The sequence below is a fragment of the Pseudidiomarina marina genome (assembly GCF_003987045.1).
Lineage (GTDB): Bacteria > Pseudomonadota > Gammaproteobacteria > Enterobacterales > Alteromonadaceae > Pseudidiomarina > Pseudidiomarina marina.
This window is the reverse complement of sequence record NZ_PIPZ01000001.1, coordinates 388,172-414,394: the sequence shown is the minus strand read 5'-3', so window position 1 is coordinate 414,394 and position 26,223 is coordinate 388,172. Positions and strand designations below refer to the sequence as shown.

19 protein-coding genes, 1 tRNA gene and 1 pseudogene are annotated in these 26,223 nt (G+C 47.4%); 11 read left to right on the top strand and 10 right to left on the bottom strand.

The features are described from left to right. Positions 1 to 3 precede the first annotated feature (3 nt). The 4 genes from CWI76_RS01940 to CWI76_RS01925 all read left to right on the top strand — a co-directional run bounded on the left by CWI76_RS01940 (position 4) and on the right by CWI76_RS01925 (position 5,109). Positions 4 to 1,662 (top strand): isovaleryl-CoA dehydrogenase, encoded by a 1,659-nt coding sequence (locus CWI76_RS01940; RefSeq protein ID WP_126758686.1) that lies wholly within the window; start codon positions 4 to 6, stop codon positions 1,660 to 1,662. A 73-nt stretch (positions 1,663 to 1,735) separates the two neighbouring features. Next, a complete protein-coding gene (locus tag CWI76_RS01935) occupies positions 1,736 to 3,223 on the top strand; it encodes a class I adenylate-forming enzyme family protein (RefSeq protein ID WP_126758685.1) in 1,488 nt (495 codons plus the stop codon). 136 nt (positions 3,224 to 3,359) lie between these two features. Continuing rightward, positions 3,360 to 4,916: an AbgT family transporter gene (locus CWI76_RS01930; protein WP_126758684.1), complete on the top strand. Its 1,557-nt coding sequence runs from the start codon at positions 3,360 to 3,362 to the stop codon at positions 4,914 to 4,916. A gap of 116 nt (positions 4,917 to 5,032) precedes the next feature. Continuing rightward, a tRNA-Val gene (locus CWI76_RS01925) sits at positions 5,033 to 5,109 on the top strand. Positions 5,110 to 5,344: 235 nt separating this feature from the next. Here the strand turns inward: CWI76_RS01925 and CWI76_RS01920 are convergent. Further along, positions 5,345 to 6,499, bottom strand: coding sequence for a PIN domain-containing protein (locus tag CWI76_RS01920; RefSeq protein ID WP_126758683.1), 1,155 nt, complete (start codon positions 6,497 to 6,499; stop codon positions 5,345 to 5,347). A 148-nt stretch (positions 6,500 to 6,647) separates the two neighbouring features. After that, a complete protein-coding gene (locus tag CWI76_RS01915) occupies positions 6,648 to 6,848 on the bottom strand; it encodes a helix-turn-helix domain-containing protein (RefSeq protein WP_126758682.1) in 201 nt (66 codons plus the stop codon). Positions 6,849 to 6,981: 133 nt separating this feature from the next. On the opposite strand from CWI76_RS01915, the gene CWI76_RS01910 reads away from it, so the two are divergent. From CWI76_RS01910 to CWI76_RS01900, 3 genes are read left to right on the top strand one after another with little or no spacing between them, the layout of a single operon-like run. Next, on the top strand, positions 6,982 to 7,191 hold the full coding sequence (locus CWI76_RS01910) for a hypothetical protein (RefSeq protein ID WP_126758681.1): 210 nt from the start codon (positions 6,982 to 6,984) through the stop codon (positions 7,189 to 7,191). Positions 7,192 to 7,203: 12 nt separating this feature from the next. Then, the gene (locus CWI76_RS01905) at positions 7,204 to 8,391 is read left to right on the top strand and encodes a site-specific integrase (RefSeq protein ID WP_126758680.1); all 1,188 of its coding nucleotides are present in this window, start codon (positions 7,204 to 7,206) and stop codon (positions 8,389 to 8,391) included. Position 8,392: 1 nt separating this feature from the next. Then, entirely contained in the window at positions 8,393 to 9,463 is a 1,071-nt protein-coding gene (locus CWI76_RS01900) for an HD domain-containing protein (RefSeq protein WP_157980793.1), read from the top strand. Here the strand turns inward: CWI76_RS01900 and CWI76_RS01895 are convergent. From CWI76_RS01895 to csrA, 3 genes are all read right to left on the bottom strand, one after another. Then, positions 9,422 to 15,313 (bottom strand): tyrosine-type recombinase/integrase, encoded by a 5,892-nt coding sequence (locus CWI76_RS01895; RefSeq protein ID WP_126758678.1) that lies wholly within the window; start codon positions 15,311 to 15,313, stop codon positions 9,422 to 9,424. The two genes, CWI76_RS01900 and CWI76_RS01895, sit on opposite strands and share 42 nt — an antisense overlap. Beyond that, a complete protein-coding gene (locus CWI76_RS01890; RefSeq protein WP_126758677.1) occupies positions 15,310 to 15,948 on the bottom strand; it encodes a hypothetical protein in 639 nt (212 codons plus the stop codon). Before CWI76_RS01890 ends, CWI76_RS01895 begins: the two co-directional genes overlap by 4 nt. Before the next feature lie 198 nt (positions 15,949 to 16,146). Further along, positions 16,147 to 16,326 (bottom strand): carbon storage regulator CsrA, encoded by a 180-nt coding sequence (csrA, locus tag CWI76_RS01885; protein ID WP_126758676.1) that lies wholly within the window; start codon positions 16,324 to 16,326, stop codon positions 16,147 to 16,149. 187 nt (positions 16,327 to 16,513) lie between these two features. On the opposite strand from csrA, the gene CWI76_RS11730 reads away from it, so the two are divergent. After that, positions 16,514 to 16,642 carry a hypothetical protein gene (locus CWI76_RS11730; protein WP_276567244.1) on the top strand — a complete coding sequence of 43 codons (129 nt, stop codon included), beginning with the start codon at positions 16,514 to 16,516 and terminating at the stop codon, positions 16,640 to 16,642. Between the two features lie 318 nt (positions 16,643 to 16,960). On the opposite strand, the gene cadR is transcribed toward CWI76_RS11730, so the two are convergent. Next, entirely contained in the window at positions 16,961 to 17,368 is a 408-nt protein-coding gene (gene cadR, locus CWI76_RS01880) for a Cd(II)/Pb(II)-responsive transcriptional regulator (protein ID WP_126758675.1), read from the bottom strand. A 95-nt stretch (positions 17,369 to 17,463) separates the two neighbouring features. Here cadR and CWI76_RS01875 point away from each other — a divergent pair, with 95 nt between their 5' ends. The 3 genes and pseudogenes from CWI76_RS01875 (at position 17,464) to CWI76_RS01865 (ending at position 20,186) form a co-directional block, all read left to right on the top strand. Next, the gene (locus CWI76_RS01875; protein ID WP_004574643.1) at positions 17,464 to 18,360 is read left to right on the top strand and encodes a cation efflux transmembrane domain-containing protein; all 897 of its coding nucleotides are present in this window, start codon (positions 17,464 to 17,466) and stop codon (positions 18,358 to 18,360) included. Positions 18,361 to 18,363: 3 nt separating this feature from the next. Then, positions 18,364 to 18,876, top strand: a complete 513-nt coding sequence (lspA, locus tag CWI76_RS01870; protein WP_004863699.1) for a signal peptidase II — start codon at positions 18,364 to 18,366, stop codon at positions 18,874 to 18,876. Between the two features lie 21 nt (positions 18,877 to 18,897). Further along, positions 18,898 to 20,186: pseudogene (locus tag CWI76_RS01865) on the top strand (ISL3-like element ISPpu12 family transposase). Positions 20,187 to 20,458: 272 nt separating this feature from the next. Here the strand turns inward: CWI76_RS01865 and CWI76_RS01855 are convergent. Genes CWI76_RS01855 through CWI76_RS01840 form a run of 4 tightly spaced genes read right to left on the bottom strand, consistent with a single transcriptional unit; the run spans position 20,459 to position 26,109 of the window. Further along, positions 20,459 to 23,578: an efflux RND transporter permease subunit gene (locus CWI76_RS01855; RefSeq protein WP_126758674.1), complete on the bottom strand. Its 3,120-nt coding sequence runs from the start codon at positions 23,576 to 23,578 to the stop codon at positions 20,459 to 20,461. Positions 23,579 to 23,590: 12 nt separating this feature from the next. Next, positions 23,591 to 24,496, bottom strand: a complete 906-nt coding sequence (locus CWI76_RS01850; protein ID WP_126758673.1) for an efflux RND transporter periplasmic adaptor subunit — start codon at positions 24,494 to 24,496, stop codon at positions 23,591 to 23,593. Continuing rightward, the gene (locus tag CWI76_RS01845; protein WP_126758672.1) at positions 24,493 to 25,740 is read right to left on the bottom strand and encodes a TolC family protein; all 1,248 of its coding nucleotides are present in this window, start codon (positions 25,738 to 25,740) and stop codon (positions 24,493 to 24,495) included. Before CWI76_RS01845 ends, CWI76_RS01850 begins: the two co-directional genes overlap by 4 nt. 45 nt (positions 25,741 to 25,785) lie before the next feature. Continuing rightward, positions 25,786 to 26,109, bottom strand: coding sequence for a hypothetical protein (locus tag CWI76_RS01840; protein ID WP_241967929.1), 324 nt, complete (start codon positions 26,107 to 26,109; stop codon positions 25,786 to 25,788). Positions 26,110 to 26,223 lie beyond the last annotated feature (114 nt).

Genomic DNA, 26,223 nt, shown 5'->3' with positions numbered 1-26,223 from the left:
ACCATGAACACAACCGACCGATTTCTGGCGCAAACTCACACCGTTGAGAACCAACCACAGGCATTAGAAGACTACAACCTCTTCGCTGAAGACCAAGCCTTGCAAGAAGCGGTGAAGCGTGAGGGAGCTGCATGGGCCGAACAAGAATTGCTGCGCTTCGGCGCCGAATGCGGTTTACCCGAGCGTATCGCTCTGGGCTTCGCTGCGAATGCCAACAAACCGCAATTGGTTACTCATGACCGTTTCGGACATCGCATCGATCAAATCGAATTTCACCCAAGCTATCATCAGCTTATGGATATTGCGATCAGCGAAGGCTTACATGCGAGCCCTTGGGCGAATCCAAAGCCCGGCGCTCATGTTGCGCGTGCCGCAAAATATTATCTTCACACGCAAGTCGAGGCCGCCCATGGTTGCCCGATTACCATGACATTTGCTGCTATTCCGGCATTGCAACACCAACCCGACCTGTTAGCAAAATTTGGCCCGAAGATTATGGCGCCTGACTATGACGGACGTAATGTTCCCGACACCATGAAACACGGTATGACCATTGGCATGGCCATGACTGAAAAGCAAGGTGGTTCGGACGTACGAAGCAACACCACGAAAGCATATGCCATCGGTGCAGAAGGCTCTGGGCAAGCGTACGAGCTTGTCGGTCATAAGTGGTTTGTATCAGCACCAATGTGCGATGCCTTTTTAGTACTGGCGCAAACCGATAAAGGGCTGTCGTGCTTTCTATTACCGCGTTGGCGTCCCGATGGCAGCAAAAACGCCCTACACATTCAGCAATTGAAAAACAAAATGGGCAACGTCGCAAATGCCTCGAGCGAATGCGAGCTACGTGGTGCTTTTGCCTGGATGGTTGGCGAAGAAGGCCGTGGTGTGCGTACCATCATTGAAATGGTCGCGATGACACGCTATGACTGCATGATTGGTTCATCATCAGGTATGCGTCAAGCGACTGTGCAAGCGGTTCACCATGCTCGGCATCGCAGCGCCTTTGGCGCAACACTGGTTGATCAGCCGTTAATGCAAAACGTGTTGGCCGATCTTGCCCTCGAAAGCGAAGCGGCAATGACCTTAACCATGCGCATGGCACGTGCTATGGACCAACAAGACAATGAGCACGAACGATTATTAGCGCGTATCGCCACACCAATTGGCAAGTATTGGATTTGTAAACGCACACCAAACCACGCCTATGAGGCCATGGAAGCCATTGGCGGTATGGGCGTGATGGAAAACACCATCATGCCACGATTGTTCCGAGAATCACCTGTAAACGCCATTTGGGAAGGTAGCGGCAACGTCCAGTGCCTCGATATCTTACGTGCGATTCAGAAAGAACCTGACGTGTTAGAGGCCTATTTTAACGAGCTTCACCGTGCGGCTGGCACCGATAAACGCTTTGATGCCTTTGTTACCAAACTAAAAGCAGATTTTAGTAACACGCCAAAAGACCAATGGCAGTATCAAGCGCGCTATTTCGCCGACCATATGGCGCTTGCGCTGCAGGGAGCATTATTGCTGCAGCACGCCCCTGCCTACATTGCCGATGCCTTTTGCGCGGCTCGCTTGAGTGCCCACACCAGCGCCAACTACGGCTGCTTACCAACCGGCCTCGACCACCGCGCCATTCTCAGTAGAACACTGTAGCCCGGCGTTATACGCCGGGTGGCGCAAAGCGCCGTTATCGCCGACTGAAAAAAATAAAAACAAGGAGCCCAACATGATCATCCCAGCATACGTCGCCCGCAACGCGCGCAAGTACCCCAACCAAGAAGCCGTTATCGACGGTAGCCTGCGTGCCACCTGGCAGCAACTCGATCAACACGTCAACCAATTCGCCGAGCATCTCGCCTGCGATCACAATATTAAAGCCGGCGACCGCGTTTGCCTCGTGCTGCCGAACAATTACGCATTTATCGTGGCGCATTTCGCCATACAACGTCTGGGCGCCATCGTTGCCCCTATTAACGTGAAACTTACCGCTACCGAGTTAGCCTATATTTTTGAGAACGCTGAAGCCAGTTTGGTCATCACTTGCGATTTAACCAGCGACCAAGCACTCAAAGCCTGCGGCGTAAGTAAGTTACCAAGCCTTGTCATCAACGACATGCCAGCACACGCCACAGAAAATAGTAGCGGACGTCAGTTCGAAACACTCAACGAACAAGCGATTACCGAATCAGCAACCTTACTTTACACCTCCGGCACGACCGGCCGCCCCAAAGGTGTGTTGTTCGACCACAAAGCCCTATTATTCGTGGGTATGATGTTTGCCACTGAAATGCACTACGGTCCACAAAGCCGTTTGTTGTCGCTAATGCCATTTACTCATTCTGCTCCCCTGAATCTGTCGTTGGTTGGCGGTACCTTGGTTGGCAGTACTCATGTGATTGCCCCAACTTTCACTCCCGATCTCCTACTTGGACTCGTACAAAAAGAGCGCACCACACACTTTTTTGGCGCGCCAGTTGCGTATTTGCTCACCGCACAGCACCCTGAAATCGCCCACGCTGATTTCAGCAGCATGAGCCATTGGATTTACGGCGGTGGCCCACTTGCCGGTGATCATGCACGCCGGGTACAGCAAACCTTCCGTAGCGACCAGTTCTACTGCGTTTACGGCTTAACCGAAGCGGGCCCAACAGGCAGTTTATTGCTACCAAACGAACATACCGACAAAGCGGGTTCCGTCGGCCAGCGCGCCGCGGCGTTCACGGAAATACGTGTGGTCAATGCGAGCGGTAAAATAGCCGACATTGACGAAGCCGGCGAAATTCACATTGGCGGTGAAGGCGTCATGCGCGAATACTGGCACAATGAACAAGCAACCCGTGAGATATTTACCGACGATGGCTGGATTCGCACCGGCGACATTGGCGTACGCGACGCCGATGGCTTTTACTGGGTGAAAGACCGCATTAAAGATCTCATCATTAGCGGCGGCGTAAACGTCTACCCACGTGAAGTGGAAGATGCTTTAGCGAGCCACCCCGCGGTGCTTGAAGCGGCCGTGATTGGGGTACCGCATGATGAATGGGGTGAAACCGTGAAAGCCTGCGTGGTGCTTCGCGAAACCATCGATGAAGCTGAACTGCGCACCCACGTTGCCGAGCGACTCGCCGACTACAAACGACCGCGCGTGTATGCCTTCATGGATGAACTCCCCCACAACGCGAACGGGAAAGTGCTCAAACACCAACTGCGCTAACCGAAACCCACTCGGCAAAGGAATGCCGAGTGCTACGAATCGGCCCAAGTCGCCGCCAACCCTCGACACCACCAACAAACTTTAATACCATCAGCCAAACCCTAACCAATAACCAACAATTAATTAGGAAGTACCCGTGTCATCCAACCAAACTCCAGCCTCCGAAAACGGTGGCTTCATCGCGTTTGTTGAACGTGCCGGCAAACGGATCCCAGACCCCGTTATCATTTTCATTTATTTTCTCGCTGGTGCCCTTCTACTTACCTGGGCCATCGGTGGCCTAACCTTCACAACCTACGGTGGTGACGGGCAACCCATCGAGTACGAAATTCGGAACATGCTGGCCACAGAAAACGTGATTTGGTTGTTCGACAATGCGCTACTGGCAAACTGGCTTGGCTTTGGCGGCGGTGTACTTGGCGTCATCTTAATTGTCATGCTCGGCGTTGGCGTTGCTGAACATTCCGGATTATTCGCTGCCATCTTGAAAAAAGTTTCACGCGGACTGCCGCTTAACTGGCTGCCACTATTTTTAGTTTTCATCGGTATTATGAGCTCCATTGCCACCGATGCCGGTTATCTCATCCTAATTCCACTCGCCGGCCTTTTATACGCCGGCCTCGGCAAAAATCCGCTCATTGGCATGGCCGCGGCCTTTGCAGGCGTATCAGCAGGCTTCAGCGCCAACCTCATTCCAGCGACACCAATTGACGTGATTATCGGCGTAAACGCCAAAGTTTTCGCCGAAGCGCAAGGTATTCCATTCGTCAACGCAGGCGGTGAGGCCTTAACCCCAGCCACCATGAACTACTATTTCATTTTGGCTTCAACATTCATCCTCGGTGGTGTTGGCGCATGGGTCACTCTTAAGTTTGTGCAACCGCGCCTTGAGCAAAAGCCGTACACCATTCCAGAAGAGCTCAAGCTCGACGATTTCAACGTTACCAAAGAAGAGAAACGTGGTTTACGCGCTGCTGGCATTGCACTGGTGGTGGCGTTAATTGCTATTTACGGCCTAGCTGTTGGCCCCCTTGCGCCGTACGAAAATGAACAAGGCGCAACAGTCACCCCCTATTTAAACAATGTGATTCTGCTTATAACCTTCGTATTTTTAGCGGTGGGTGTTGCATTTGGTGTTGCCAGCGGTCGCTTTAAGTCCATGCAAGACGTGGTAAAAGCCATGGTCAAGCAAATGGATACCATGGGCTACATTCTGGTACTCACGTTTTTCTGTTATAACTTTTTAGGCGTACTGAGCCACAGTGGCTTAGGCGCATATATCACCTATTTAGGTGCGACATTACTGACAAACCTCGGCCTACAAAGCTTCCCAGTACTACTGCTGATTGGCTTTATCATTGTGACCGCCATTATCAACATTTTTGTGGGTGGTTTAACGTCGAAGTGGATGTTGCTTGGCCCCATTTTTATTCCGATGTTGTATCTCGTGAATAACGAAATGACGCCAGACCTCGTTGCCGCAGCCTTCCGTGTTGCTGATTCATCCACGAATATCATTACCCCAATGATGAGTTACGCCGGCATTATTCTTGCGTTTATGCGCAAATATAATCCACAGTTAACCTTTGGCGAGATGATTGCGATGATGTTGCCATATTCGCTGGCATTTATGGTGGTATGGACGGCATTACTCGTGGCGTTCTTCAGCTTCGGCATACCGCTTGGGTTCTAGCGGCTGGTTGAAAGTTATTCAATTGAACCGCGGCGGCGCAAAAAGCACTTGCACCGCCGCATTGGAATGACTAATATAGCGCCCGTTCGCATTCGTGAACGTCAGTAATACAATGTGCGTCCGTAGCTCAGTTGGTTAGAGCACTACCTTGACATGGTAGGGGTCGGTAGTTCGAGTCTACTCGGACGCACCATCTTCTTAAAGTTCCAAATCCCTTGAATTTATTGACTTGCAGCCGTGTTGGTTGGCTTGATGTTTTGTGCGTTTTTGTGACCATATTGGGGCTTGTGACCAAATGGTGACCAAACGGTGACCATGGTCGATTTTTAATATAAAAGCATTAAGTGTAGAACCTGAGTTCTGAAACACATCGTTTAGATGGTAACAAGTGAATAATTATTCAAAGCTACCTAGTTTGAATGATTTACTTATTCTTTTGAATCAGATCTTGAGCTCTCTGAGTCATCACTGTCTTGATTGTCTTCGGAGTCATTGTTCTGTCGAGCCTTTGCATTACGCAACATCCCGTTGCCGGCCTTATTTATTTCTGCCGCAAATTTTTGTGCTTGACCGACCAAGCCACTTTTAGATTCGCGAAATGCCCTCATTGAAGGGTTACTCTCTAAACTAGCCATCTGTGCCGCTGTCTTTAAAATATCACTGTTCCAATATTTTTGAGCCTCTAGCATGCTTTGAAAACTAGGGTTAGCCTCGAGGGCTGCTAACTGGTTAGCGACAGAACCAGCTATTCCCGTACCATATAATTGGAAGTAATCTCGCAGTCTATCGGAAAGATTAAGTTGCTGCTCTTCTAAATTAATTTCATCTATTTCTTCACGTGAAAGCTCGATATCTAGATCAATACCGTTAACCTCAGCAAAATCTCGAATACCACCTAATGTTTCATCAAATACGAAAATCTGCGGCGAATTTGGTAACGCTTTGATTTCTTGCATTAGAAAAGCATTTAGAAACAAGGATTTTTCATGTTTTGTAGCAAAATCACTATCACTGGTTATCAGCCATAGTTTGGTTTTGCCACGCAATTTTGTTAAAAGTTGTTCCCAAAGTAACTCATCACCCAAAGGCCCCTTCTTTCCAGGGGGATTTCCCAGCTCTTTTCTAAGCCGAGCACGTTCAAGTTCATCATCGTTTGCCTCAACTGCGCGAGAGAATATACTAGAGAGGGATATTGAAACTTCATCTTCGGATTTTGTGGTTAACGCTAGTAGTTCTCTACTATAGTCCTTCAGTTGCTGCGCTTTCCGGCCTACCGTATTTTTGATCTCGCCAAGCTCCTCCGACAAACTCGATTTATCACCAGAAAATCCATCGCCAAAATGCTCAGGTAATTTCACATTGTCAATTGAGACCGCCTTAATTTTATTCGCAAGGAAATCAGATAGAACTTTTACTTTATTTCTGTTTACTTCGTTAACTAGCTGAGAAGTAACAAATATGTACTCGCTGACTCGACTAAGGTACTTTAAAATTTGTAGCCCCGTATCTCTTCGGTAAAGATCTAGGTACTTATTGGCGTCTATAACTATTAAGCACTCAAAGTCGTCCTTAACGTCATTCATTTTTATTTATCCTGCTTCTTGTACCGCCAATAAAATATTGCCAACCCGCCAACAATAAATATTAACGGAGCAATGAGCATCAATGTCGCCTGTGTATTCGTCATAATAGTTCCCTCTGCTGGCTTGGCTAGCGAATGTTACTAACGCCCTACTTTTCGTAATTGAACAAATCACCTGGTTCGCATTTAAGTGCGTGGCATAGCTTATCAATTACCTCTAAATCAACACGCGCTGCTTTACCGTGATACATCCGATGCAGTGTGTTTCGATTTACGCCCGAAAGCTTTTCTAAATCAGTCATGTTAATGCGTCGCTCAGCCATCACAACATGAAGTCGCAGCTCGATCATAGACTCTCCAGTTACATTTGGTACCTAATTAGTTACCAAACGTGTTGCATTAGTATTTTTTTACTGTATATTGCGACTGTATAGGTACATGACGCACCTATATAGATTAAATTCGTAACTAGGAGATATTACTATGAGTCGAACCTATCTTACAACTGACGAACTCTCGTCTCGCATTAAATATGAGCCACGCACTATCCGTAACTACCTAAAAGATTCGGTATTGCTAGAGGGCATTCATTACTTCCGCCCATTTGGTGGCCGCAAGATTCTCTACATCTGGGAAAAGGTCGAGGCAGAAATGATGTCTTCGGTGTTTATGGGTAACAAGGCGATCGGCTAAGGAGACGTACAAATGGCATCAATTAATAGCCGAGCAGGCAAGCTTATTGTTGACTTCCGCTACGAGGGCCAACGTTGTCGCGAAACCACCGCATTTAAAGATACTGCGGGCAATCGTCGAAAGTTGTCAGTACTAATTGAGCGAATGGAAGCTGAGATAACTCTTGGAACTTTCAAGTACGAAGAATATTTCCCGAATTCCGCGCGCGGTAAGAAGCTTTCTCAGGTAGCCAAACTACGCGCTGCAGCTCATGAATCCGTTACACCACTGTTCGAGAGTTTTTCTGAACTTTGGTTTCGGGAGCGCGAGGGGGAATGGCGCAAAAGTTATCAAAAGAACATTCGCTATACACTCGATGCCTATCTTTTACCGCACCTAGGTGAGTTTAAGCTAAATGAAATTAGCAAAGCTAAAATCATGGATTTTCGCTCGAAGCTACTTGCGACGACAACGCCTACCGGGAAAAAGCTCGGGAACGATCGAATTAACAAAATCATGAGCTATGCGCGCATGATTATCACCGAAGCCTCTGAGCGTTTTGAATTCAGCAACCCCTGGCTAAATATCAAGCCACTGAAAGTGCCACGCTCAGATATCGAGCCATTTAATTTAAACGAAATACGCCGCTTTCTAGACGGTGTTCGGCCCGACTTTCAAAACTATTACGCCGTTCGTTTTTTCACAGGCATGAGAACCGGCGAAATAGACGGTTTGTATTGGGAACATGTAGATTTAAAAAATCGACAAGTTCTCGTGCGCCAAGCCATTGTCGACAATGAGATTGTCGAAACAAAAACAGACGGATCATTTCGTGAAATCGATATGAGCCAGATAGTTTATGACGCATTCATGGCGCAAAAGCGAATGACATACGGAAAAAGCAAATTCGTCTTTTGTTCACCAGAAGGCTCCAACCTGTGCCATCGCAACGTCACCAAGCGTATTTGGTATCCAACCCTTGAGTATCTTGGCTTGGCTAAACGAAAGCCCTATCAGACGCGCCACACAACGGCATCGCTTTGGCTCGCTGCTGGCGAAAATGCAGAATGGATTGCGCGCCAACTTGGCCATGCCAACACTCAGATGCTCTTCAAGATATATTCGCGCTATGTGCCTAATTTAACGCGTAAAGATGGTTCATTGTTCGACAAAGTTATTAAAAACAGTCTTTCAAGTTCACACGATGAACAGGAGATCTAATATGTTTGATAGTCCAAATTTTTACCCTAAATCGAACTTCGGAACTGGCATTCAGACTAATGCAAATGGTTTTGTGCACCACCGACTGCATACCATAAAAGATGCCTGTCACGTTGAATATATCACTGGTGTTTATCGACTAACGGCTGTAAATATTAAAATAGCGAGAAACAATGAGCCTTTCGTTTTACTGAGGCTAAGCGACAACACCGGCGATATTGACGCTATTCTTTGGCCAGAGCGTAAAGCGCATAACTGGCAACCGCCCTACGCCAATTCGGTGAATGAATGCTTTTACGTTACGGGGAAAGTTGAATATTTCAAACCTCGGAAAGGTTTTGCTAATTTATACCTCCCGAGCAACCCGCTAGTTCGCGGAACGATAGTTATTGATGATATTCGTCGTGCTACTCAAGACGACATCAAAAATACAAAAACGCTAGCAACATTACCGCGGATTTGGTGCCCAAACAAAGCTATTTTTGAAAAGCTTATCAAGACCGCTGAGAATATTGAGAGTGATTCGTTGCAACGCTTTGTCTGTCGGGTGCTAGAGCAACCAGTGGTTGCTAAAAAGTTTCTTACGGCACCGGCAAGTACTAAATATCATCATTCGTACCCAGGTGGCTTGCTTGAGCACTCAATTGAAGTCGCATGTATTGTGAATAATATTGAACTATACCGGTCTGCGACGGAGAAGGAACTCGCCACCGTTGGGGCGCTTTTCCACGATCTTGGCAAGATTCGTAGTTACGATGACAACGGGTATATGTCACTGAATGGTCGCTTAACCAACCACAGCGCACAAACTCTGGAAATTTGCGCTGAGTCTTTAGCCGTTTTAGAGCAAGAAGAATATCGTTATGCCGAAGCCCTCCGACATATTTGGACATGCGCAACGCCAGGTGCCCGCTATGGTCAACCGGCAAAATTCGCTATCGCTCATGCGGTGCAAGCAGCGGACCGACTAAGCGCAGAATTTGGTAATGAAAACGTGGCATTTTCTAACGCTAACTCATGCGCTCAAAAATCAGCTCGGATCGGACAACTCGAGTATCTTCGTGTTATTTAGCTCATTGATGCCGGCATCACCATCACTTTTAGACTGGCTAATGTCGGCATCGTCCCCTTTCTCTAATACGTCGTCTGGTAATTCCGCACGAACCATAATTGCGACCATCGCGAATACGTATTTAAGTAACGACGTCGATTGAAATTTCGCGTTTTGTTGCCGCTTATCCGGATCTGGATGCTTTAATCGCAAGTAAAACTCAGGCTTACCCTGCTTCTTTATTTTAACCACTGGTCGCTTCGTCGTTATCACTAGCGATGTTAGAAACGTTAACGCATTTGCTTTGTCTTTTTTTCTTGTCGCCAAGCGAATAAACCAGCTTTTTAAACTAACATATGGCTGCATGCTACTGACAAACCAGTTTAAAGTTTCCTCATCTCTGAAACGCGCACCGGGCTCGTCTGGGTGAATGTTTTTTATAAAATAGTCAGCTAAGGCTAATACTAGTTTTTGCTTCTCAACGGATGGTGTATTAACCATTTGGTTGATCATATTTCGTGCTATATTTCGTTCTTTTTTGGTATAAGGTTTCAACGGCATATATACATTTTTGGCTTCGTCTTGTTTGCTTATCAGCCGCCGATTTTTTATTAATGTATGCTCTCTTAACAAAATTCTCGCCTGCTCGCGATAACGCTCAATTAAGCTCTCGTCAACTTGATATAGCTGACTAATTTCACGATTTGATTTACCGTCCACCACGGCTTGTAGAATATCATGCACATCACTCGCGCTCGGTTTAAGGAGTAACGTATCTGACGCAAATTCAATGACTTTTGTGGGCCGAGGAGTGATTTCGCGGATATACGTCTTATTAGTTTTCGCTAGGTACTCAAGTAAAGTTTTCGCATCAACATAATCTGATTTTCGTCGCGGCCGCTTTCTGTTTAAGCTTTCGGACTTCTTATCTGGCAGGCAAATCTGCGCGATTTGTTTGTCCGATAACGTGGTAAATGCTTTTACTTCGTCGCGTGTATAGTGCCAGTACGTTTCAGATATTTTTATATGACGTATTAGTGCTGAAAAATGGATGTAACTCTTGAATGTTACTGATGGTGAGGTATGTCCGGCCACCATAGCCAGTGCATAGTAACGATCAATATTGACCGCGACACCACCTAGCGTCCCCTTGATGATTTGATGTGCACTTTTTTCGTCATGCCCAGTCAAACAGCAAAACAGCTCAATCTCATTCTCGATAAGAAGTTGAAGATTACTTAATGCGGTGTGCCGAAAGTGCTGAAATGTCAATTTTTTGAGCCCACTCAATGCCCGCATCCAAGCAACAATTGACTGTTTTATAAGCCAGTCTGGCCAAACTTTTCTCGGCGAATCAGCGTCACAAAAAAGAAGTTCATTACGTTTTTTACAGCGTGCGGTACGTCGCTCTACCCACATATTGAACAGTCGTAGTTCGTCCTTGGTCAGTAGGCAGAAAGCAGCAACATCTCGACGCGATGAGATAGACTTTAATCGTCCAAATGGGTTATTTCTTACGCGTATCCAGCGCTCTTTTATCGTTGTAATATCTTTAATTGTTAAGGTTAAAATTTCATTAATCCGCATCCCCGTTCGGTACGCCAGAATAGTGATGATTTGCAGTGCAAATTTTGTATCATCGTCGCAACCACGCGTGACCGGCAATTTCGCAAGAATAGCTTGATAGAGCTGGTGAGGTATATACCCCGCACGCACATGCTCCTTTCGTTGTGAAATTGTAGACCGGATAGGCTCATCCAAAGGCGGCAATTGGTACTCGCTTTGGAGGTACTTGTGCAGGCGCTCAAATGTATCGCATAAGTAGTTATATGACTTAAAGCTTTTTTCGCGCTCAATTTGTTCTTCGTGACGCTTTAGATGGCGTTTCTTTTCGTGTTCGCGCTCATCTTTTGATAGCCCTGCTTCTATCTTTGCAGCGCCAGGCGAGTCTTCCGCACCAACATCGCTTTCGATATCATCTTGCGTTTCACTCTGTGTAAACTCAATTGCGTTGCGATATAAATCGTGAAAGTCCGCACCTGATAGTTCTGACAGATCATCGATAACAACAGTAGCCATAAGCCAATTCAATGTGATAGCTGAATGATAACGTCTAACGGAACTTACCCCGTTTTTTCGAATCTTGAGATGAAAAATGAACCAATTTAGCAAATACACAACGGAATCTGTTGCAGCATACTTTTCTATTAATTTTTCAAGTTCAACAATGACTTGGTTCTTGCTCAAATTGCTGTTAGCTCTGAATAGCCTGGTGAGAGCTTGATAAAGGTCTAAAGAATCCAACCCAATCGCTTGCTTCACGCGTTTGCGTTTTTCTCGTCCCTCGCTTTGAGGTTCATCCGCGTTTTTCGCCTCAAAACTCAACTTAGCGACGCTTGGTGGTGTCAGCACGTCATTAAGCGTTGGCTGTATAGAATACTCAAAATTTTCTTGTGGTAGCGAATAGGTTTCGATCATCGAATTCGCCGTATGGCGCAAAGCAAACGAATAATCGCGACATACGCTCGCAACAGCATCAACTGCAAACTTAAATAACGCTGCTACCGCAACCGAACTTCCATCGTACGAAAGAAAAGGTCGAGACAGGCGCGCTAATAATTTGCTTGATTGAAGAATTTTAGGTATATCACTGAGCTTGTCATTTATCGATTTAGATTTTCGCGCTATTAGTTCAGTAACCAACCCTACTTGTAATCCGTTCAGAAAAATATATTCAAGGTGTACCGCACCAGATTCATGATTCAAGTCGTTTACTACGGATGTTTCGTTGCTTGCTAAAGGTAGCCATATCAAGCGATCGTTGTTTAGTACTGATGTGTGCAGCTTCAAACCTTCATAACTCTGCGTAAATAATTTTTGTAGCCAGCGTTTTGAGTTTTGCGATGATTGCGTTGCGGTAACCAATACAAGCAAGCAGCGAATTTCGGTATCACTTAATTCATCAATGTTAAACTCAATACTCTGCAAAATTTTGTTCACGATAGCCGCGCGTTGGGCTACATTTAACGCCAATGGATCACGCATTGCCGGCTCGCGCGTTAGCTTGACTGGTACCGTAGGCAAGGTGATTGAACGACCGTAACGGCCATTCACTAGATCACATACCTTCATCAAATAAAACGACGCAATATGTAGCTCTGCCTTTTGGTACTTTGAGTCAATATATTCTCGCACCTTATTCACACATACACTCAATTGTTGATCGGTTCCCTCCCCCCGCAGCAGCTCAGGGCAAGAATCAGATATAAATTCTTTCACGCTCTTCTCTATCCGCTTTTCGCGTTGAATTTTTTTCTTTAAACGTCGCATGCGAGCTGTAGCTTTCTCAAACTGAGATATGCTTCGCTGATCGATAAAGCTTGGTAAAGAAGTAAATTCGTTTGTTTCCAAAGAACCATGCGGTTTCACCGGGTTATCGACCACGACTAGCAGCATCGCAATGGAAAACCTCTCAAGCTCGCGACGGAGCATCTCCTCGTCATTCGCGCAATACGCCGAATATAAGCCTTGGCTCATTTGGCCTTCCAAGTCATGCGCCATAAAATCATCAACAATGACTGAATTGAGCGACGAATATTTATAAAACCATGTGCGCAAAACATGGCGAGAAAAATTTAGGGGTACTGGAAATAGATGACTAAGGTATGACTCTAGAAAGCTGGGAGTTACCGGCTCCAGATTACCGTTTCTATAAACCTGAAATGGTTCAGCTTGGCTCAAACAGGCGGCCTCGGCCGTAGGTGCAAGGTATGCAGGGGTAGCGACTGTTTCATTCGCAACGACAGTAAGATAGGCAATATATTCAACTAATTGGCGTTTTAGTGTTGCACACATCGGTACAATTCTCGCCATGCCTTCACGTTTTTGTTTATCGTTGATGTAGACACGGTCATTCACAAAATCAAAATCAGCAATCGATGAGAAATAGCCATCCACGGGCCGAATTCCGGTCAGCATTTTTACAATTAGCAAAACATAAACGGTGTACGCGTTATGCAACTCTTGCCTATGCTGCTGTAATTTTTCAATTGATGGCGATACCGCAGAGGATTCAGAGTCGATACTTTGCTTCAGCTGCTCAATATAATTTCGAAAATTCCCAATAATCTTTTCAACTTTATCGAGTTTTAGTCGCAGCGTTGAGCCATACCTCTTCTTTTCATATTCGACTGGATATATAACGTCAAAGTTATGAGCCAAGTGCAAATGGTCCGTTTCAAATGACATTTTTGACCAGAAAGCGGCGTGCCGACGCTGCACCTCAAAGACTTCCAACGTACAGTAATATAGCGGCGTCCAATCGCTAGGCTGAAAGCCAGCAACGATGCCTACTGAGCAGCGTTCAGGCCAAAATCGACTTAGAAATAAGAACTGCCAGGACGCCAGCTGGTTTATCGATACACGTGAAATTTGCTGTGCAGCACAGATATCCTGCAACCGAGCGCTAATATCAGCTTCACTGGGGAAATCATCTTCATTTTTTGGAAATACGCGCTCGTTAGTCAACGAGCTAGGAAGCGAAATCGAAAATTCATTTTCACGACTTTCAAGCAAACCCACCTTTTCAACTCGAGCGTGGGTTGATAAATTTCGCTCAAGCTTGTAGAACATGCCGCTAGCGGTAAGTGTTGCCCGTAAGTCATCAACTTTATATTTTTTTTCAAAATAAGCCTTCCGTAAAAATTCGTACGTTTGCGAAAAGTAGATAATAAGGAAAATCCAGGCGTCAACTTGATAGTATTTAGAATCTTCGTTGTGCAACTCAAGCGCAGAAATCAGCAGCTTCATGTGCCCAACAGTTAAAAGCTCTGGAATAGCCGGAATACCAAGTTCCGCACGGATATTACGCGCGAGTATGGCCGTTGCTTGTTTTTGTCTGGCGTAATTATTCGTTTTGAATTCGTGAGTGTGTCTAGCTTCCGATTCTAGAATTTCAAAATCTGACTTTTGCTCTACGGCTACTTCTTCACCATCGCGCAAGTCTGCTTTACGCCGAGTTACCGCCGGTTTGATTCGAAACGGACGGGAATTTGACGTTGAGAAGCGCATTTTTGAACGACGGTTGGTAACCGTTGTGCGCTCATAATTTGGTTGACTAGAAACGTTATCCCAAAATTTTTGAATCAAATTCTGAAGCGGACCAGAACGTTGATAGGCAATAGTTTCAGATATATTTTTAGACTGCGGTTCCCCTTCGCGTTGATTCACTTTTGAATTAAAAACTTTCCAGTTCTCGACAAAATCTTTGAGCGAGCCATCAAGCTCTAAATCTGCCAACATCAAACCATACTGAAGCTTTGATTGAGATAAGCGCACGCGCCTGAGCCCCGCAGCGATAGCCGGCATCAAAATATTCTCGTTCTTTGCCGATACAAATTTGATATGGCTAACTAAGAGCGAAATACAGGCAACTGCGGTGTAGTACTGAAGAAGCCGCCAGTTCTCATCAACACAGTTTTGAACGGTTTTTTTGGTTGCAAGCATTGCCGCAAGCGGACTTTTATCGAGTTTATTATTCAACTCATTGCTGATGCGCTTGAGGTCGCTTTGAGTCGGATTTTTTGGATACAGCAATGCATGTTTGGTGAGAAAGTAGTCAAGATGCTGATACGCGATATTATGTTCTTCAACTTTGGCCGCGAGTTTGTTTTTGAAATCAAAGTGCAAGCGGGCAAGATAAGCGATGATTAAATTAGCGCTGCTATCCGTTAGATAAAATAAACCGAGTTTCTTGAGAACTCTCCCTATTTGATGTTCTGTAATGCGCGGCTTTCGTCCTCTACTACGTTCTGCCGTCATGTCATTTGAAAGCTTTGCAAGTTGTTCCGCAAGATTTTGTTCAACCATCATTCGTCCCCCGCCAACAGCTCCGCGAGCGTCGGCATTTCGGGTACTAAGCTTTGTTGTGAAGCTTGGTCAGATGTATTCAAAGCGGAGGGTTTGGTTGGGTTTTTATTTAGAAGTTTTAATCGTTCTTGCAGCGTATGTTTCGATATTGATACATGTTGTAGAAAGCGCTCTTGCGTCAACTTTCCCGCGAACAGCGCATGTTGTATTTCACCAGGACAAGACGATTGTAAACGCTTAAATAGCAACGCTAACGCATCTGTTTTGAAATAGATCAACGAGCGAAATAAATCAGACCAAGCAAGCGCGCACAAGAAATCGTCATTCGCCTCGCGATCTGACATCGCAACAACGTTGTACGAGTCATTCGTTTGCAACATGAGCTTGTAAGTCACGAATCCAGCTACCAGCTGAGCCGGAGTAAACTCACGCTTTTCATTTTCCGCATGCGCAGGCTTCGGTAATTCCCGAACAATGACTGGACTTGCGTAAATTATCGACTCGCGATATCGCTGGCTAAGAGTGTCAAGTCGCGGTAGTTGTAACTCCAAACCATGCAAAAGTTCTAGAATCGTTTTTGCTGCGCTTGTCTTCTTTAATTCAGATGCTTTATATAATCGTGCTGGTGCTTTAAACACATTCAATCTCCGTACAACTTATATACAGAGATAATTATTCAGGTATGCAAATAGTTTGGTAGTGCACAGACAGGCGTTTTTGGTGGGGTCTAAACTTTTCGCATGCTTTTTTTTGGGAATTTTAAACGATTTTAGGTATTAAGATTAATTAAATTAATCTACTAACCGAATCAATTAGGCGATTGGTTATTAATCAACCTATTTTTCAGTATCTACTTCAGCAGTGATTTTCTGATAAATTTCTTCACGCAAAACGGTCACGTTGCGCGGCGCGACAATGCCTAGTTTTACTTGATATCGATCAACGGCTGTAACAACCACTTTGATATCGTCGCCGATACAAATTTCTTCCCCGATATTACGTGACAAAATGAGCATAGACTTCCCTGTTGTTTGTGAGTTAAGGCTCAACTTTACGCTAAGTTATTGCGCATAAAAATATGGTCAATGTCGTATTTGCAGTGCCATTATCCGAGGCTTCGGCGTCAATTGAATAACCAAATAGTTGCCGATTATTATGACGCCTCTATAATCAGATCATGAATTGCTACCCGCTGGAGGTGCTATGAGCATAGTACAAATCATCTCACTTGTTATTTTGATTGGCGGCATTGCTGCTTTTTATGCACTGGGGATTTGGGGGATTAAGCGGATTAAAGCAAGAAGTCAAAAATCAAAGCAAATTACTGAATAAGTTAATCTATATTTGAATTTACTTCAGATTCAAGATGATTCATATCTTCAGAAGTACGTTCCTGATGTCATTCTTCATCCGTTATTAACTGCGGCGCCTCGCCGACCATTGGTAAGGCCTGATTTTTCCAGACACCTTCTACCCGTTTAAAATATTCACGCTTAAAGTTGTTTGGCGACACTCTGTTATTTTTTGTATGACGTCGAGTTGGATTGTAAACCATCTCAATAATGGGTAAGCGGATTAAATGGTTGATCTTACCTTTGCATGAGAGTGAGACAGACCGGCATCTCATCGGATTATCTGGTTGATGCTTCACTACTGCTGGTGCATGTTTCCTTCGCTAATTCCAGCAAGAACCCCACACGCCTCAACTTCCCGGTCATCGTTGCAACTCGCTCTCAGTGAAACGAGTTGTTTCTCAAGCACTTGTAGAGCGGTTATCTGCGACCGCACATGAGAGATGTGATCATCGAGCAAGGCGTTGACGGCGGTACAAGGCTGATGAGGGTCGTCCTGATAGCTCTGTAGTTCGTGAATCTCAGCCAGTGACAGGCCCAGGATTCTGCAGCGACGGATGAAGGCCAGCCCCTCACCATGCTTCTCGGTATAGACACGGTAACCGTTGTCCTGCCGATCAGGCGGCGGCAACAAGCCCTGCTGTTCATAGAAGCGGATCGTCTGTGTTTCGACCCCTACCAACTGCGCCAACTGACCAATGCGCATCAGCCTCCTCCCCAACGGATTCTTTACTCTATTGACCTTATAGTAGCTTTATAGTTTAAAATGGTACCACAACATTGTTCAAGTGGAGTCGTATCATGAGCAAATCCTGTGGTGGCGCCTGTGGCGGAGATGCAACGTCCGCAGCGGATACCGATATACAGGCCTCCTCCGAGGCGCCAGGGAGATGGGTCAGTGTTTATGCCGTGCCGAAGATGGACTGTCCATCAGAAGAACGAATGATTCGCCTAGCCCTGAACGGCTTTGAGGAGATTCGGGCGCTGTCCTTCGACTTGTCGAACCGCCGGCTGAAGGTCGTGCATGACGGCGAGGTCGAGCCCGTCACCTCGAAACTAAAGACCTTGGGGCTAGGCGCCTCGCTTCAGGAAACCGTCGCTGCAAATCCAGAGACCATCAAGGCCGCCGAGTTTTCGGCAGCTTCTGCTAAGCAAGAATCCGGGACCCTGCGCTGGTTGCTCGGCATCAATGCACTTCTGTTCGTGGTGGAAATGACTGCCGGTCTGATCGCCCAGTCCACCGGCCTGATTGGAGAATCCCTGGACAATTTTGCCGATGCGGCGGTGTACGGGCTTGCCCTTTATGCGGTTGGACATAGCGTGAAAATGCAGGTACGTGCCGCGCATCTTGCTGGTGTACTGCAACTGATCTTGGCTGTGGGCGTGCTCGTAGAGGTGGTGAGACGCTTTGTATTCGGTAGTGAGCCTGAATCGCTGGTGATGATGGCTATCGCATTCGTCGCATTGATTGCCAATACCAGTTGTCTGCTGCTCATATCCAAACATCGGGAAGGCGGGGCGCACATGAAGGCAAGCTGGATATTCTCGGCCAACGACGTGGTGATCAACCTGGGGGTCATCACCGCCGGCGCCCTGGTCGCGTGGACCGGTTCCAATTATCCGGATCTGATTATCGGCACCATCGCGGGGGGCATTGTACTTAACGGTGCCAGACGCATTTTGGCGTTGAAGGGTTAAATAATGCTCATTATTGGCAAAAAGCTCTCGCCGTATGCCCTATTGTCCATATCGGGCCTGCTGGCAGCGTCTGATCAGGCTGTAAAGTGGCTGGTGCAGCAATCAATGGCCTATGGCGAGTATGTTTCGGTGACCCCGTTCTTTAACTGGGTGCACCTATGGAACACCGGTGCCGCATTCAGTCTTTTTGCGAATGGTGGAGGCTGGCAGCGCTACTTTTTTATCGGAATCGCGGTAGTGGTCTCGATTTTTCTGATCAAGCTGATCCTTGAAAATCGTCATAAAGGAGAAGCCATCGCTTACAGTCTTATCCTCGGTGGCGCCATGGGCAACCTGATTGACCGGGTCTTTCGCGGCTATGTTGTGGATTCCTTTGATTTCTATTGGCGAGACTGGCATTGGCCGGCCTTCAACCTGGCTGATATTGCAATTGTCCTCGGTGCCTTACTTTTCGTTTCCAGCAGCTTGTTGGGTAAAAAAGCAAACACCAATGCCGAGCCGGATGGATCTGACTGACACCTACGCCTATACAACACCATGACCGAACTTCCCGACAACATCCTTCACCTGCCGCAATACCAAGTACTGGGCTCAAATCAACCGACGACGAAATGCACTTCCAGGTGGACGTGCCCGATCCCATCGCCTGCGAGGAATGCGGCGTGCAGGGTGAGTTCGTACGGTTCGGCAAGCGTGACGTTCCCTATCGTGATCTGCCCATCCACGGCAAGCGGGTCACTCTCTGGGTGGTCCGCCGCCGATACACCTGCCGGGCCTGCAAGACAACATTCAGGCCCCAGCTACCGGAGATGGTGGACGGATTCCGTATGACACTGCGGCTGCATGAGTACGTGGAGAAGGAATCCTTCAACCACCCCTACACCTTTGTGGCGGCACAGACCGGCCTGGACGAGAAGACGGTGCGCGACATCTTCAACGCCCGCGCCGAGTTCCTGGGGCGCTGGCACCGCTTCGAGACGCCCCGCATCCTGGGCATTGACGAGCTATACCTGAACAAGCGCTACCGCTGCATTCTGACCAACATTGAGGAGCGAACCCTGCTCGACCTGCTGGCCACCCGCCGCCAGGACGTGGTGACCAACTACCTGATGAAGCTGAAAGACCGGCAGAAGGTCGAGATCGTCAGCATGGACATGTGGAACCCCTACCGGGCAGCGGTCAAGGCTGTGCTGCCCCAGGCCCGTATCGTGGTCGATAAGTTCCATGTGGTGCGCATGGCCAACGATGCCCTAGAGAGAGTGCGCAAGGGCCTCAGAAAGGAGCTGAAACCGTCCCAGAGCCGGACTCTCAAGGGAGACCGGTAAATCCTGCTGAAACGCGCTCACGAAGTCTCAGACCGGGAGCGCCTCATCATGGAGACCTGGACAGGCGCGTTCCCGCAACTGCTGGCCGCCTACGAGCACAAGGAGCGCTTCTACGGCATCTGGGACGCCACCACACGGCTCCAGGCAGAAGCCGCCCTGGACGAGTGGATAGCCACCATCCCGAAGGGCCAAAAGGAAGTCTGGAGCGATCTGGTCAGGGCAGTGGGAAACTGGCGCGAAGAGACCATGACCTACTTCGAGACGGACATGCCCGTCACCAACGCTTACACGGAGTCCATCAACCGACTGGCCAAGGACAAGAACCGTGAAGGGCGCGGTTACTCCTTCGAGGTGATGCGGGCACGAATGCTCTACACCACGAAGCACAAGAAGAAGGCACCGACTGCGAAGGTCTCTCCTTTCTACAAGAAAACCATCGGTTACGGACTGCCGGACTTCGCAGAGGAACTCAACTACGGAGTCGATCTATCAACCATCTGAGGGTGGTATCAGATTGATGGGGTGAAGGTGCCCCATCAACCATTAAATCCGTATACCCAAAAACTAAAGCTGAAGATTTAGTAACAAGGTAAGTAACACGATTGAAGATTAACACTTTTTCGTTTCTGAGCAACGGATGTAACACGCTTAGTAACACAGGCCTACAACCTGACGTTACCGTCATCCAAAACCAGGGCGACTTTCGCATGGATTGAGGCAGTTAAAGCTCGCTCATAAAAGCGGGCTCTAACTGCGCTCAATGACCTAACTCTCTATTCTTTAAAACGCTGCACTAAATAATAAAGCGCTGGAAGCACCACCAACGTCAGCAATGTTGACGATACAATACCGCCAATAACCACTGTCGCTAACGGCCGCTGCACTTCGGCACCCACACCGCTATTAAACGCCATCGGAACAAAGCCCAGGCTCGCTACCAGCGCCGTCATTAGTACCGGACGTAACCGCTGTTGTGCACCTTCAAACACCGCATCTCTCAGGGGGAGCCCGTCACGTAATAGTTGCCGTATAAACGTCAGCATCACCACGCCGTTTAAGACAGCCACACCGGATAGCGCAATGAAGCCAACCGCAGCTGAAATGGATAACGGCATGTCACGCAGTGCCAGAGCGAATATGCCACCGGTTAGCGCCAGCGGCACACCAGTGAAGATCACTAAGGCGCTACTGATCGAGTTAAAGGCACTGTATAGCAAACCGATAATCAGTAATAATGCCAACGGAACAACCAGACTGAGCCGCTGCGACGCTGACTGCAGCTGTTCAAAAGTTCCGCCATAATTGACCCAGTAACCGGCCGGCAAGTTAACCTCAGCGTTTATCGCGTCTTGCACATCGGCAACAAACGACCCTAAATCCCGATCTTCGACATTTGCACTCACGATGACATTGCGCTTGCCACTCTCACGGTTAATTTGGTTTGGTCCGCTTTTTAAGCTCAACTCAGCTATCTCGCCTAACGGCACGTACTGCAGCTCCGGGTTATCCGCAGAAACATCCACCGGCAGCGACTTCAGCTGTTCAATGCTATCGCGCCAATCGTCATTCAGACGCACCATAAGCTTAAACCGCTTATCACCTTCGTAAATAATTCCAGCCTGAACACCGCCAACTGCGGCTTGTATTGCGCTTTGTACGTCCGCCACCGTTAAGCCAAGCAGGGCCAAATGATCACGTTTAGGATGGACAGAAAGCGTTGATAAGCCCGTCATTTGTTCGACGCGAACATCGGCGGCACCATCAACTTTTCGGATGACGGATGCAGCTGAATCGCCGAGCTGCTTTAATGTCTGCAAGTCGTCACCATAGATACGAACCCCCAAATCGGCTCTCACCCCAGCGATAAGTTCGTTAAAACGCATTTCAATGGGCTGCGTGAACTCGTACTTATTACCGGGCAGCTCTTGCACAGCGGTTCGTATTTCCGCAACCAATTGCTCTTTGGGTTTCTCTGGGTTTGGCCAGTCCTTGCGCTCCTTCAAAATAATAAAAGTATCCGCGACGCTCGGTGGCATCGGGTCAGTCGCAACATCCGGGGTACCAATTTTCGAGAACACCAATTTTACTTCATCAAACTCCGAGACCACAGACTCTACGTCTTTTTGCATGTCGATGGATTGTTGCAATCCTGTCCCCGGAATACGCAGCGCATGCATTGCAATATCGCCTTCATCCAGTTGAGGTAAGAACTCAGTTCCCATGCGACTGGCCTGAAACATGGACACCGCAAATAGGCCAAAGCCAATCAAAATAATGACAACCGGAAGCTTCAGTGTCTGCCGTAAAACCGGCTGATACACTTTGCGCGCCGCCCGCATGATGCGGTTTTCACCGTGCTGAATGTTGCCACGCACAAATATTGCAATAGCCGCGGGTACAAAAGTCACCGAGAAAATAAGCGCCCCTAGCAATGCCGCTACCACTGTGAAAGCCATCGGGTGGAACATCTTTCCTTCGACCCCACTTAGGGCGAATATCGGCAAGTACACCAGCATAATAATAAGCACCCCAAATACCGCAGGGTTAAATACCTCACGAGTACCATGAGTGACTTCAATTAAACGCTCTTTAGTAGTCAGTACCCTGCCTAAGCGTTGCTGTGCATTTCCAAGCCGTCGCAACGCGTTTTCAACCACAATAACCGCACCATCGACAATAATGCCAAAGTCAATTGCCCCCAAGCTCATCAGGTTACCGGACACTTTGTTGGCAACCATACCGCTAACAGCAAATAGCATACTTAACGGAATGACACAGGCGGTAATTAGCGCTGCCCGGACATTCCCGAGTAGTATAAACAGCACAACAATGACCAGTACCGCCCCTTCAAACAAGTTTTTCTCGACCGTTGCAATGGTTTTATCAACGAGAGAAGTACGGTTATACACCGTTTCAATCAACACTCCGTCGGGTAAGCTTCGTTGCACTTCGTCAATTTTATCTGCAACATTCTGGGCAACAATACGACTGTTCTCACCAATCAACATCATGGCGGTGCCTAATACCACTTCGCTCTCGCCCGAGGTTGCCGCACCAGTGCGTAATTGCTCTCCCAGTTTGACCTCAGCAACATCGCTGACGCGCACTGGCGCATCATCACGCTTGGTTATGACCACATTTCGAATCTCGTCAAGCGTTTTGAGCTGACCGGGCGAGCGCACAAGCCACTGTTCACCATTTTTCTCAATGTAACCAGCCCCCGCATTCCTGTTGTTCAGCTCTAACGCTTTGAACAAGTCCTGCATAGTCACTTTGTAAGCCAGCATGCGGCCCGGGATTGGTGCTACCTGGTATTGTTTTTCGTAACCACCAACGCTATTAATTTCCGTCACGCCCGGCACTTTGACCAGCTGTGGTTTAATGATCCAGTCTTGAATGGTACGTAACTGCTCTGGCGTATAAGGCTTGCCATTGGCGTTAGTCGCCCCCTCTTCAGCACGCACCACGTAATTCACGATCTCCCCCAGACCAGACGCAATAGGTCCCATAGTAGGCTCTATGCCTTGTGGTACTTCACCTCTGACCTTTTGTAATCGCTCACTGATTTGCTGTCTAGCCCAATAAATATCGGTACCTTCTTCGAATACTACGGTCACCTGCGACAGTCCATACCGTGAGATCGAGCGCGTATAGTCCAGTTTGGGTAAGCCCGCCATCGCTGTTTCTACCGGATACGAAATTCGTTGTTCCGTTTCTAAAGGTGAATAGCCTGGCGCTTCTGAATTTATCTGTACCTGAACATTGGTAATATCGGGCACGGCGTCTATAGGCAGCTTTAGCGTACTGTAGATACCAGCGGCAGCAACTAAAAGGGTTGCTGCGAGCACCAGCCACCGACGCTCAACCGTAAAGCGAATGAGTGCATCTATCATTGTTGAATCTCCCTAGTGGCTGTGGCCAGCACCTTGTTTGAGAATGTCAGCTTTGATCAAATAGCTATTCTCAACGACATAACGTTCGCCGCCTTCTAAACCTGATAAAACCTCGGTAAATTCGCCATCCGTCCGGCCTAACTTAAGGCTACGGGCTTCAAAACGGTTACCTTCCTGAACAAACACCACCGGTTTATCTTCTAAGCGCTGAATCGCGTCGTTATCGACTGCTAAGCTTGCGGTAAAAATGTCGGTAACCGCGTCAGCTTTGACGTGCATGCCTGGCCGCCAATGGCCTGACTCATTCGGCAACTGCACACGCGCCCGAGCGATATGTCCGCCGCTCATTTTAGGGGATATATAAGACACAACACCCTCAACGGTCTTGTGATTATGCAGGTCGTAAACGAAGGCCGTTTGATTCTCTCGCAGAGACTCAATGTCTTCCGGAAACGCTGAGAGCTCCACCCAAACCGATGAAGAATCCAAGATTTCAAATAACGGCTTTTGCTCTACCACTTCGCCGATATTGGTATATCGCTCGGTGATTTCGCCGTTAATTGGACTTTTCACCGCAAACGCCGTGCCGGTAGTAACATTCTCAACCACCGCAAGCGTTTGCCCTGATTTCACCACATCACCGATATTCACCGGTAGCGAAGTGACAAGACCTTTATACTTGGCGCCGACATGCACGATGTTATTGTTATTGGGTGCAATAACACCAAACATCGTTTGCTTTACGTTAATCTCCTGCGACCCAGCTTTGGCTATGGTTATTTCAGCATTTTTTATGGCCACATCGCTCAAGTTTGTATGAGGTGCTTCGTGTTCTGAATGTTGCTCTTGCGAGGCAACTGCAGACATTGAAAAAACAGCGACACTGATTATCGCAATCACTGACTGCTTAAGTTTCATGGTTGTACTCCTAAAAATGGCTGTCCTGTCATGCGCTCAAGTTGGATCATGTCACTGTAGATCGCATGCGCTCGGGATAATTTTTCATACTCAAGTTTGGCGAGCTCTGTCTGGGCATCTAGCACCTGAAGCAAGGAATGCGTACCTCGCGCGTAACCCTGTCGAGTTTGTTCCAATAGCTGTTCAGATAATGGCAGTAGGCGCTGTGTCACCTTTTGCAGGTAGTCTTGGTGAGTATGTAAGCTATGCACTAAAGAAAGCGCCATAGATTTCAGTTGTTGTCGGACCTGCTTCTGTTGTGCGAGGTTCGATTGATACAATATACGGCGTTGCTTAATACGGCCCACATTAGGATTGCTTAACTGCAATGGCATTGAGGCCTGAACGGTAAAACCGGCATCATTTAATTGGTTGTCATAACGGGCACCGATACCAACAGTCACATCCGCAACAGAATCTGCCTTTAACGCATTCGCTTGAGCTTGCAAAAGCTGCTCAGAGTCTAGCAACCGCAAGTATTCCGGAGCCCGATTAACGGCCGTGAGCACTTCCCCCCTTGCAGGTAACGCCAACGGGAATGCAAAACGTCCTGAGACCAAGTCAAAATCGATGTCGCCTGCCCACATTGACGCCAACTCGACTTTCTGCTGCTTGAGCTTACCCTTTAACTCATCAGAAAAGGCGTATTGGCGCTCTAATTCTAGCTGAATGCGGATAACCTCAGATTTCGGCACCGCTCCGGCTGATACCCGTTCTTTCGCTATGGTGAGTAGGCGTTCAGTTCGCTCTAACTGGCGAGCACTGATGAGCGCCAATTGCTGTAACTTCAAAACTTCATAGAAACGTTGTGTCGCTTCAGCTAACACTTCAACTCGGCGGTACTCATATTCCGCTTGCTGGGCTTTTTCATTCGCCGTGGCAGCATCCACTCGCAACTGCCTTTTATCCCCTAGCTCAATAAGCTGAGAAAAAGACACCGTCAACTGGGCGTTACTGATCCCCCCAAACTCACCAGAGCCCGCTAAGTTTTCAACTTCCGCTGACAAGGTCGGGTTGGGTGAAAACTCAGCCTGTTCAACCATCGCGGCGGCAGCACGTATTTTGTAATCGTATTCAAGTAATTCAGGGTTGTTTTTTAACGTTTTCTGTAACGCCTCTTCCAGCGTTAACTCGGTTGTAGCAGCATGTGCCTCTGACAATAGAACGCCAAGACATAAGGCTGCCACAAAGCTTAAGTACTTCATGTAGCTTCTCCATTAACTTAAAGATTTAGAAATTAAAGTTAACGGTTACACGTTTGGTGGAGGGACCGGTGGTTGATTAGTCAGGCTTTGACCAAATGTTGAAGATTTTGAATTAGAAGCCACGATGACTGGTGTTACGGAAACAAACACTCCGTAGCCAGTAATACAGCTTATATGGGCGTGAAATTGATGCTCGTGATCGATGTCCGCTTGCGCGTCGTTGGTCTGTTGATGTTCGGCAGCATGGTCTGCGTCAAAGACAATATCCACACTTTGATGATTGGTGTCTTCCACGTGCCCAACCGCCGACGCACAGGTAAAAAAACTGTGTATCAATACGACGGTGATAAGCAACCAAGATAATTTCATGGTGGGCACTTTATCAAATAATTTTCCAAAAGACCAGTTGTCAGTTAACTAAGGATTGCATTCTTTAGAGAAGTTTATAAAGAGACTGTAAAAGATTTTGTGTAAATGGTGTAA

Bases quoted from the DNA above. Each gene is read 5' to 3' on its own strand.
- CWI76_RS01845 (WP_126758672.1), bottom strand. From the start codon at position 25,740: ATGAAGTACTTAAGCTTTGTGGCAGCCTTATGTCTTGGCGTTCTATTG.
- lspA (WP_004863699.1), top strand. From the start codon at position 18,364: ATGCTCATTATTGGCAAAAAGCTCTCGCCGTATGCCCTATTGTCCATA.
- CWI76_RS01920 (WP_126758683.1), bottom strand. From the start codon at position 6,499: ATGAATGACGTTAAGGACGACTTTGAGTGCTTAATAGTTATAGACGCC.
- CWI76_RS01910 (WP_126758681.1), top strand. From the start codon at position 6,982: ATGAGTCGAACCTATCTTACAACTGACGAACTCTCGTCTCGCATTAAA.
- CWI76_RS01915 (WP_126758682.1), bottom strand. From the start codon at position 6,848: ATGATCGAGCTGCGACTTCATGTTGTGATGGCTGAGCGACGCATTAAC.
- CWI76_RS01875 (WP_004574643.1), top strand. From the start codon at position 17,464: ATGAGCAAATCCTGTGGTGGCGCCTGTGGCGGAGATGCAACGTCCGCA.
- CWI76_RS01940 (WP_126758686.1), top strand. From the start codon at position 4: ATGAACACAACCGACCGATTTCTGGCGCAAACTCACACCGTTGAGAAC.
- CWI76_RS01905 (WP_126758680.1), top strand. From the start codon at position 7,204: ATGGCATCAATTAATAGCCGAGCAGGCAAGCTTATTGTTGACTTCCGC.
- CWI76_RS11730 (WP_276567244.1), top strand. From the start codon at position 16,514: ATGAGCATAGTACAAATCATCTCACTTGTTATTTTGATTGGCGGCATT.
- CWI76_RS01895 (WP_126758678.1), bottom strand. From the start codon at position 15,313: ATGATGGTTGAACAAAATCTTGCGGAACAACTTGCAAAGCTTTCAAAT.
- CWI76_RS01900 (WP_157980793.1), top strand. From the start codon at position 8,393: ATGTTTGATAGTCCAAATTTTTACCCTAAATCGAACTTCGGAACTGGC.
- cadR (WP_126758675.1), bottom strand. From the start codon at position 17,368: ATGCGCATTGGTCAGTTGGCGCAGTTGGTAGGGGTCGAAACACAGACG.
- CWI76_RS01840 (WP_241967929.1), bottom strand. From the start codon at position 26,109: ATGAAATTATCTTGGTTGCTTATCACCGTCGTATTGATACACAGTTTT.
- CWI76_RS01855 (WP_126758674.1), bottom strand. From the start codon at position 23,578: ATGATAGATGCACTCATTCGCTTTACGGTTGAGCGTCGGTGGCTGGTG.
- CWI76_RS01850 (WP_126758673.1), bottom strand. From the start codon at position 24,496: ATGAAACTTAAGCAGTCAGTGATTGCGATAATCAGTGTCGCTGTTTTT.
- CWI76_RS01935 (WP_126758685.1), top strand. From the start codon at position 1,736: ATGATCATCCCAGCATACGTCGCCCGCAACGCGCGCAAGTACCCCAAC.
- csrA (WP_126758676.1), bottom strand. From the start codon at position 16,326: ATGCTCATTTTGTCACGTAATATCGGGGAAGAAATTTGTATCGGCGAC.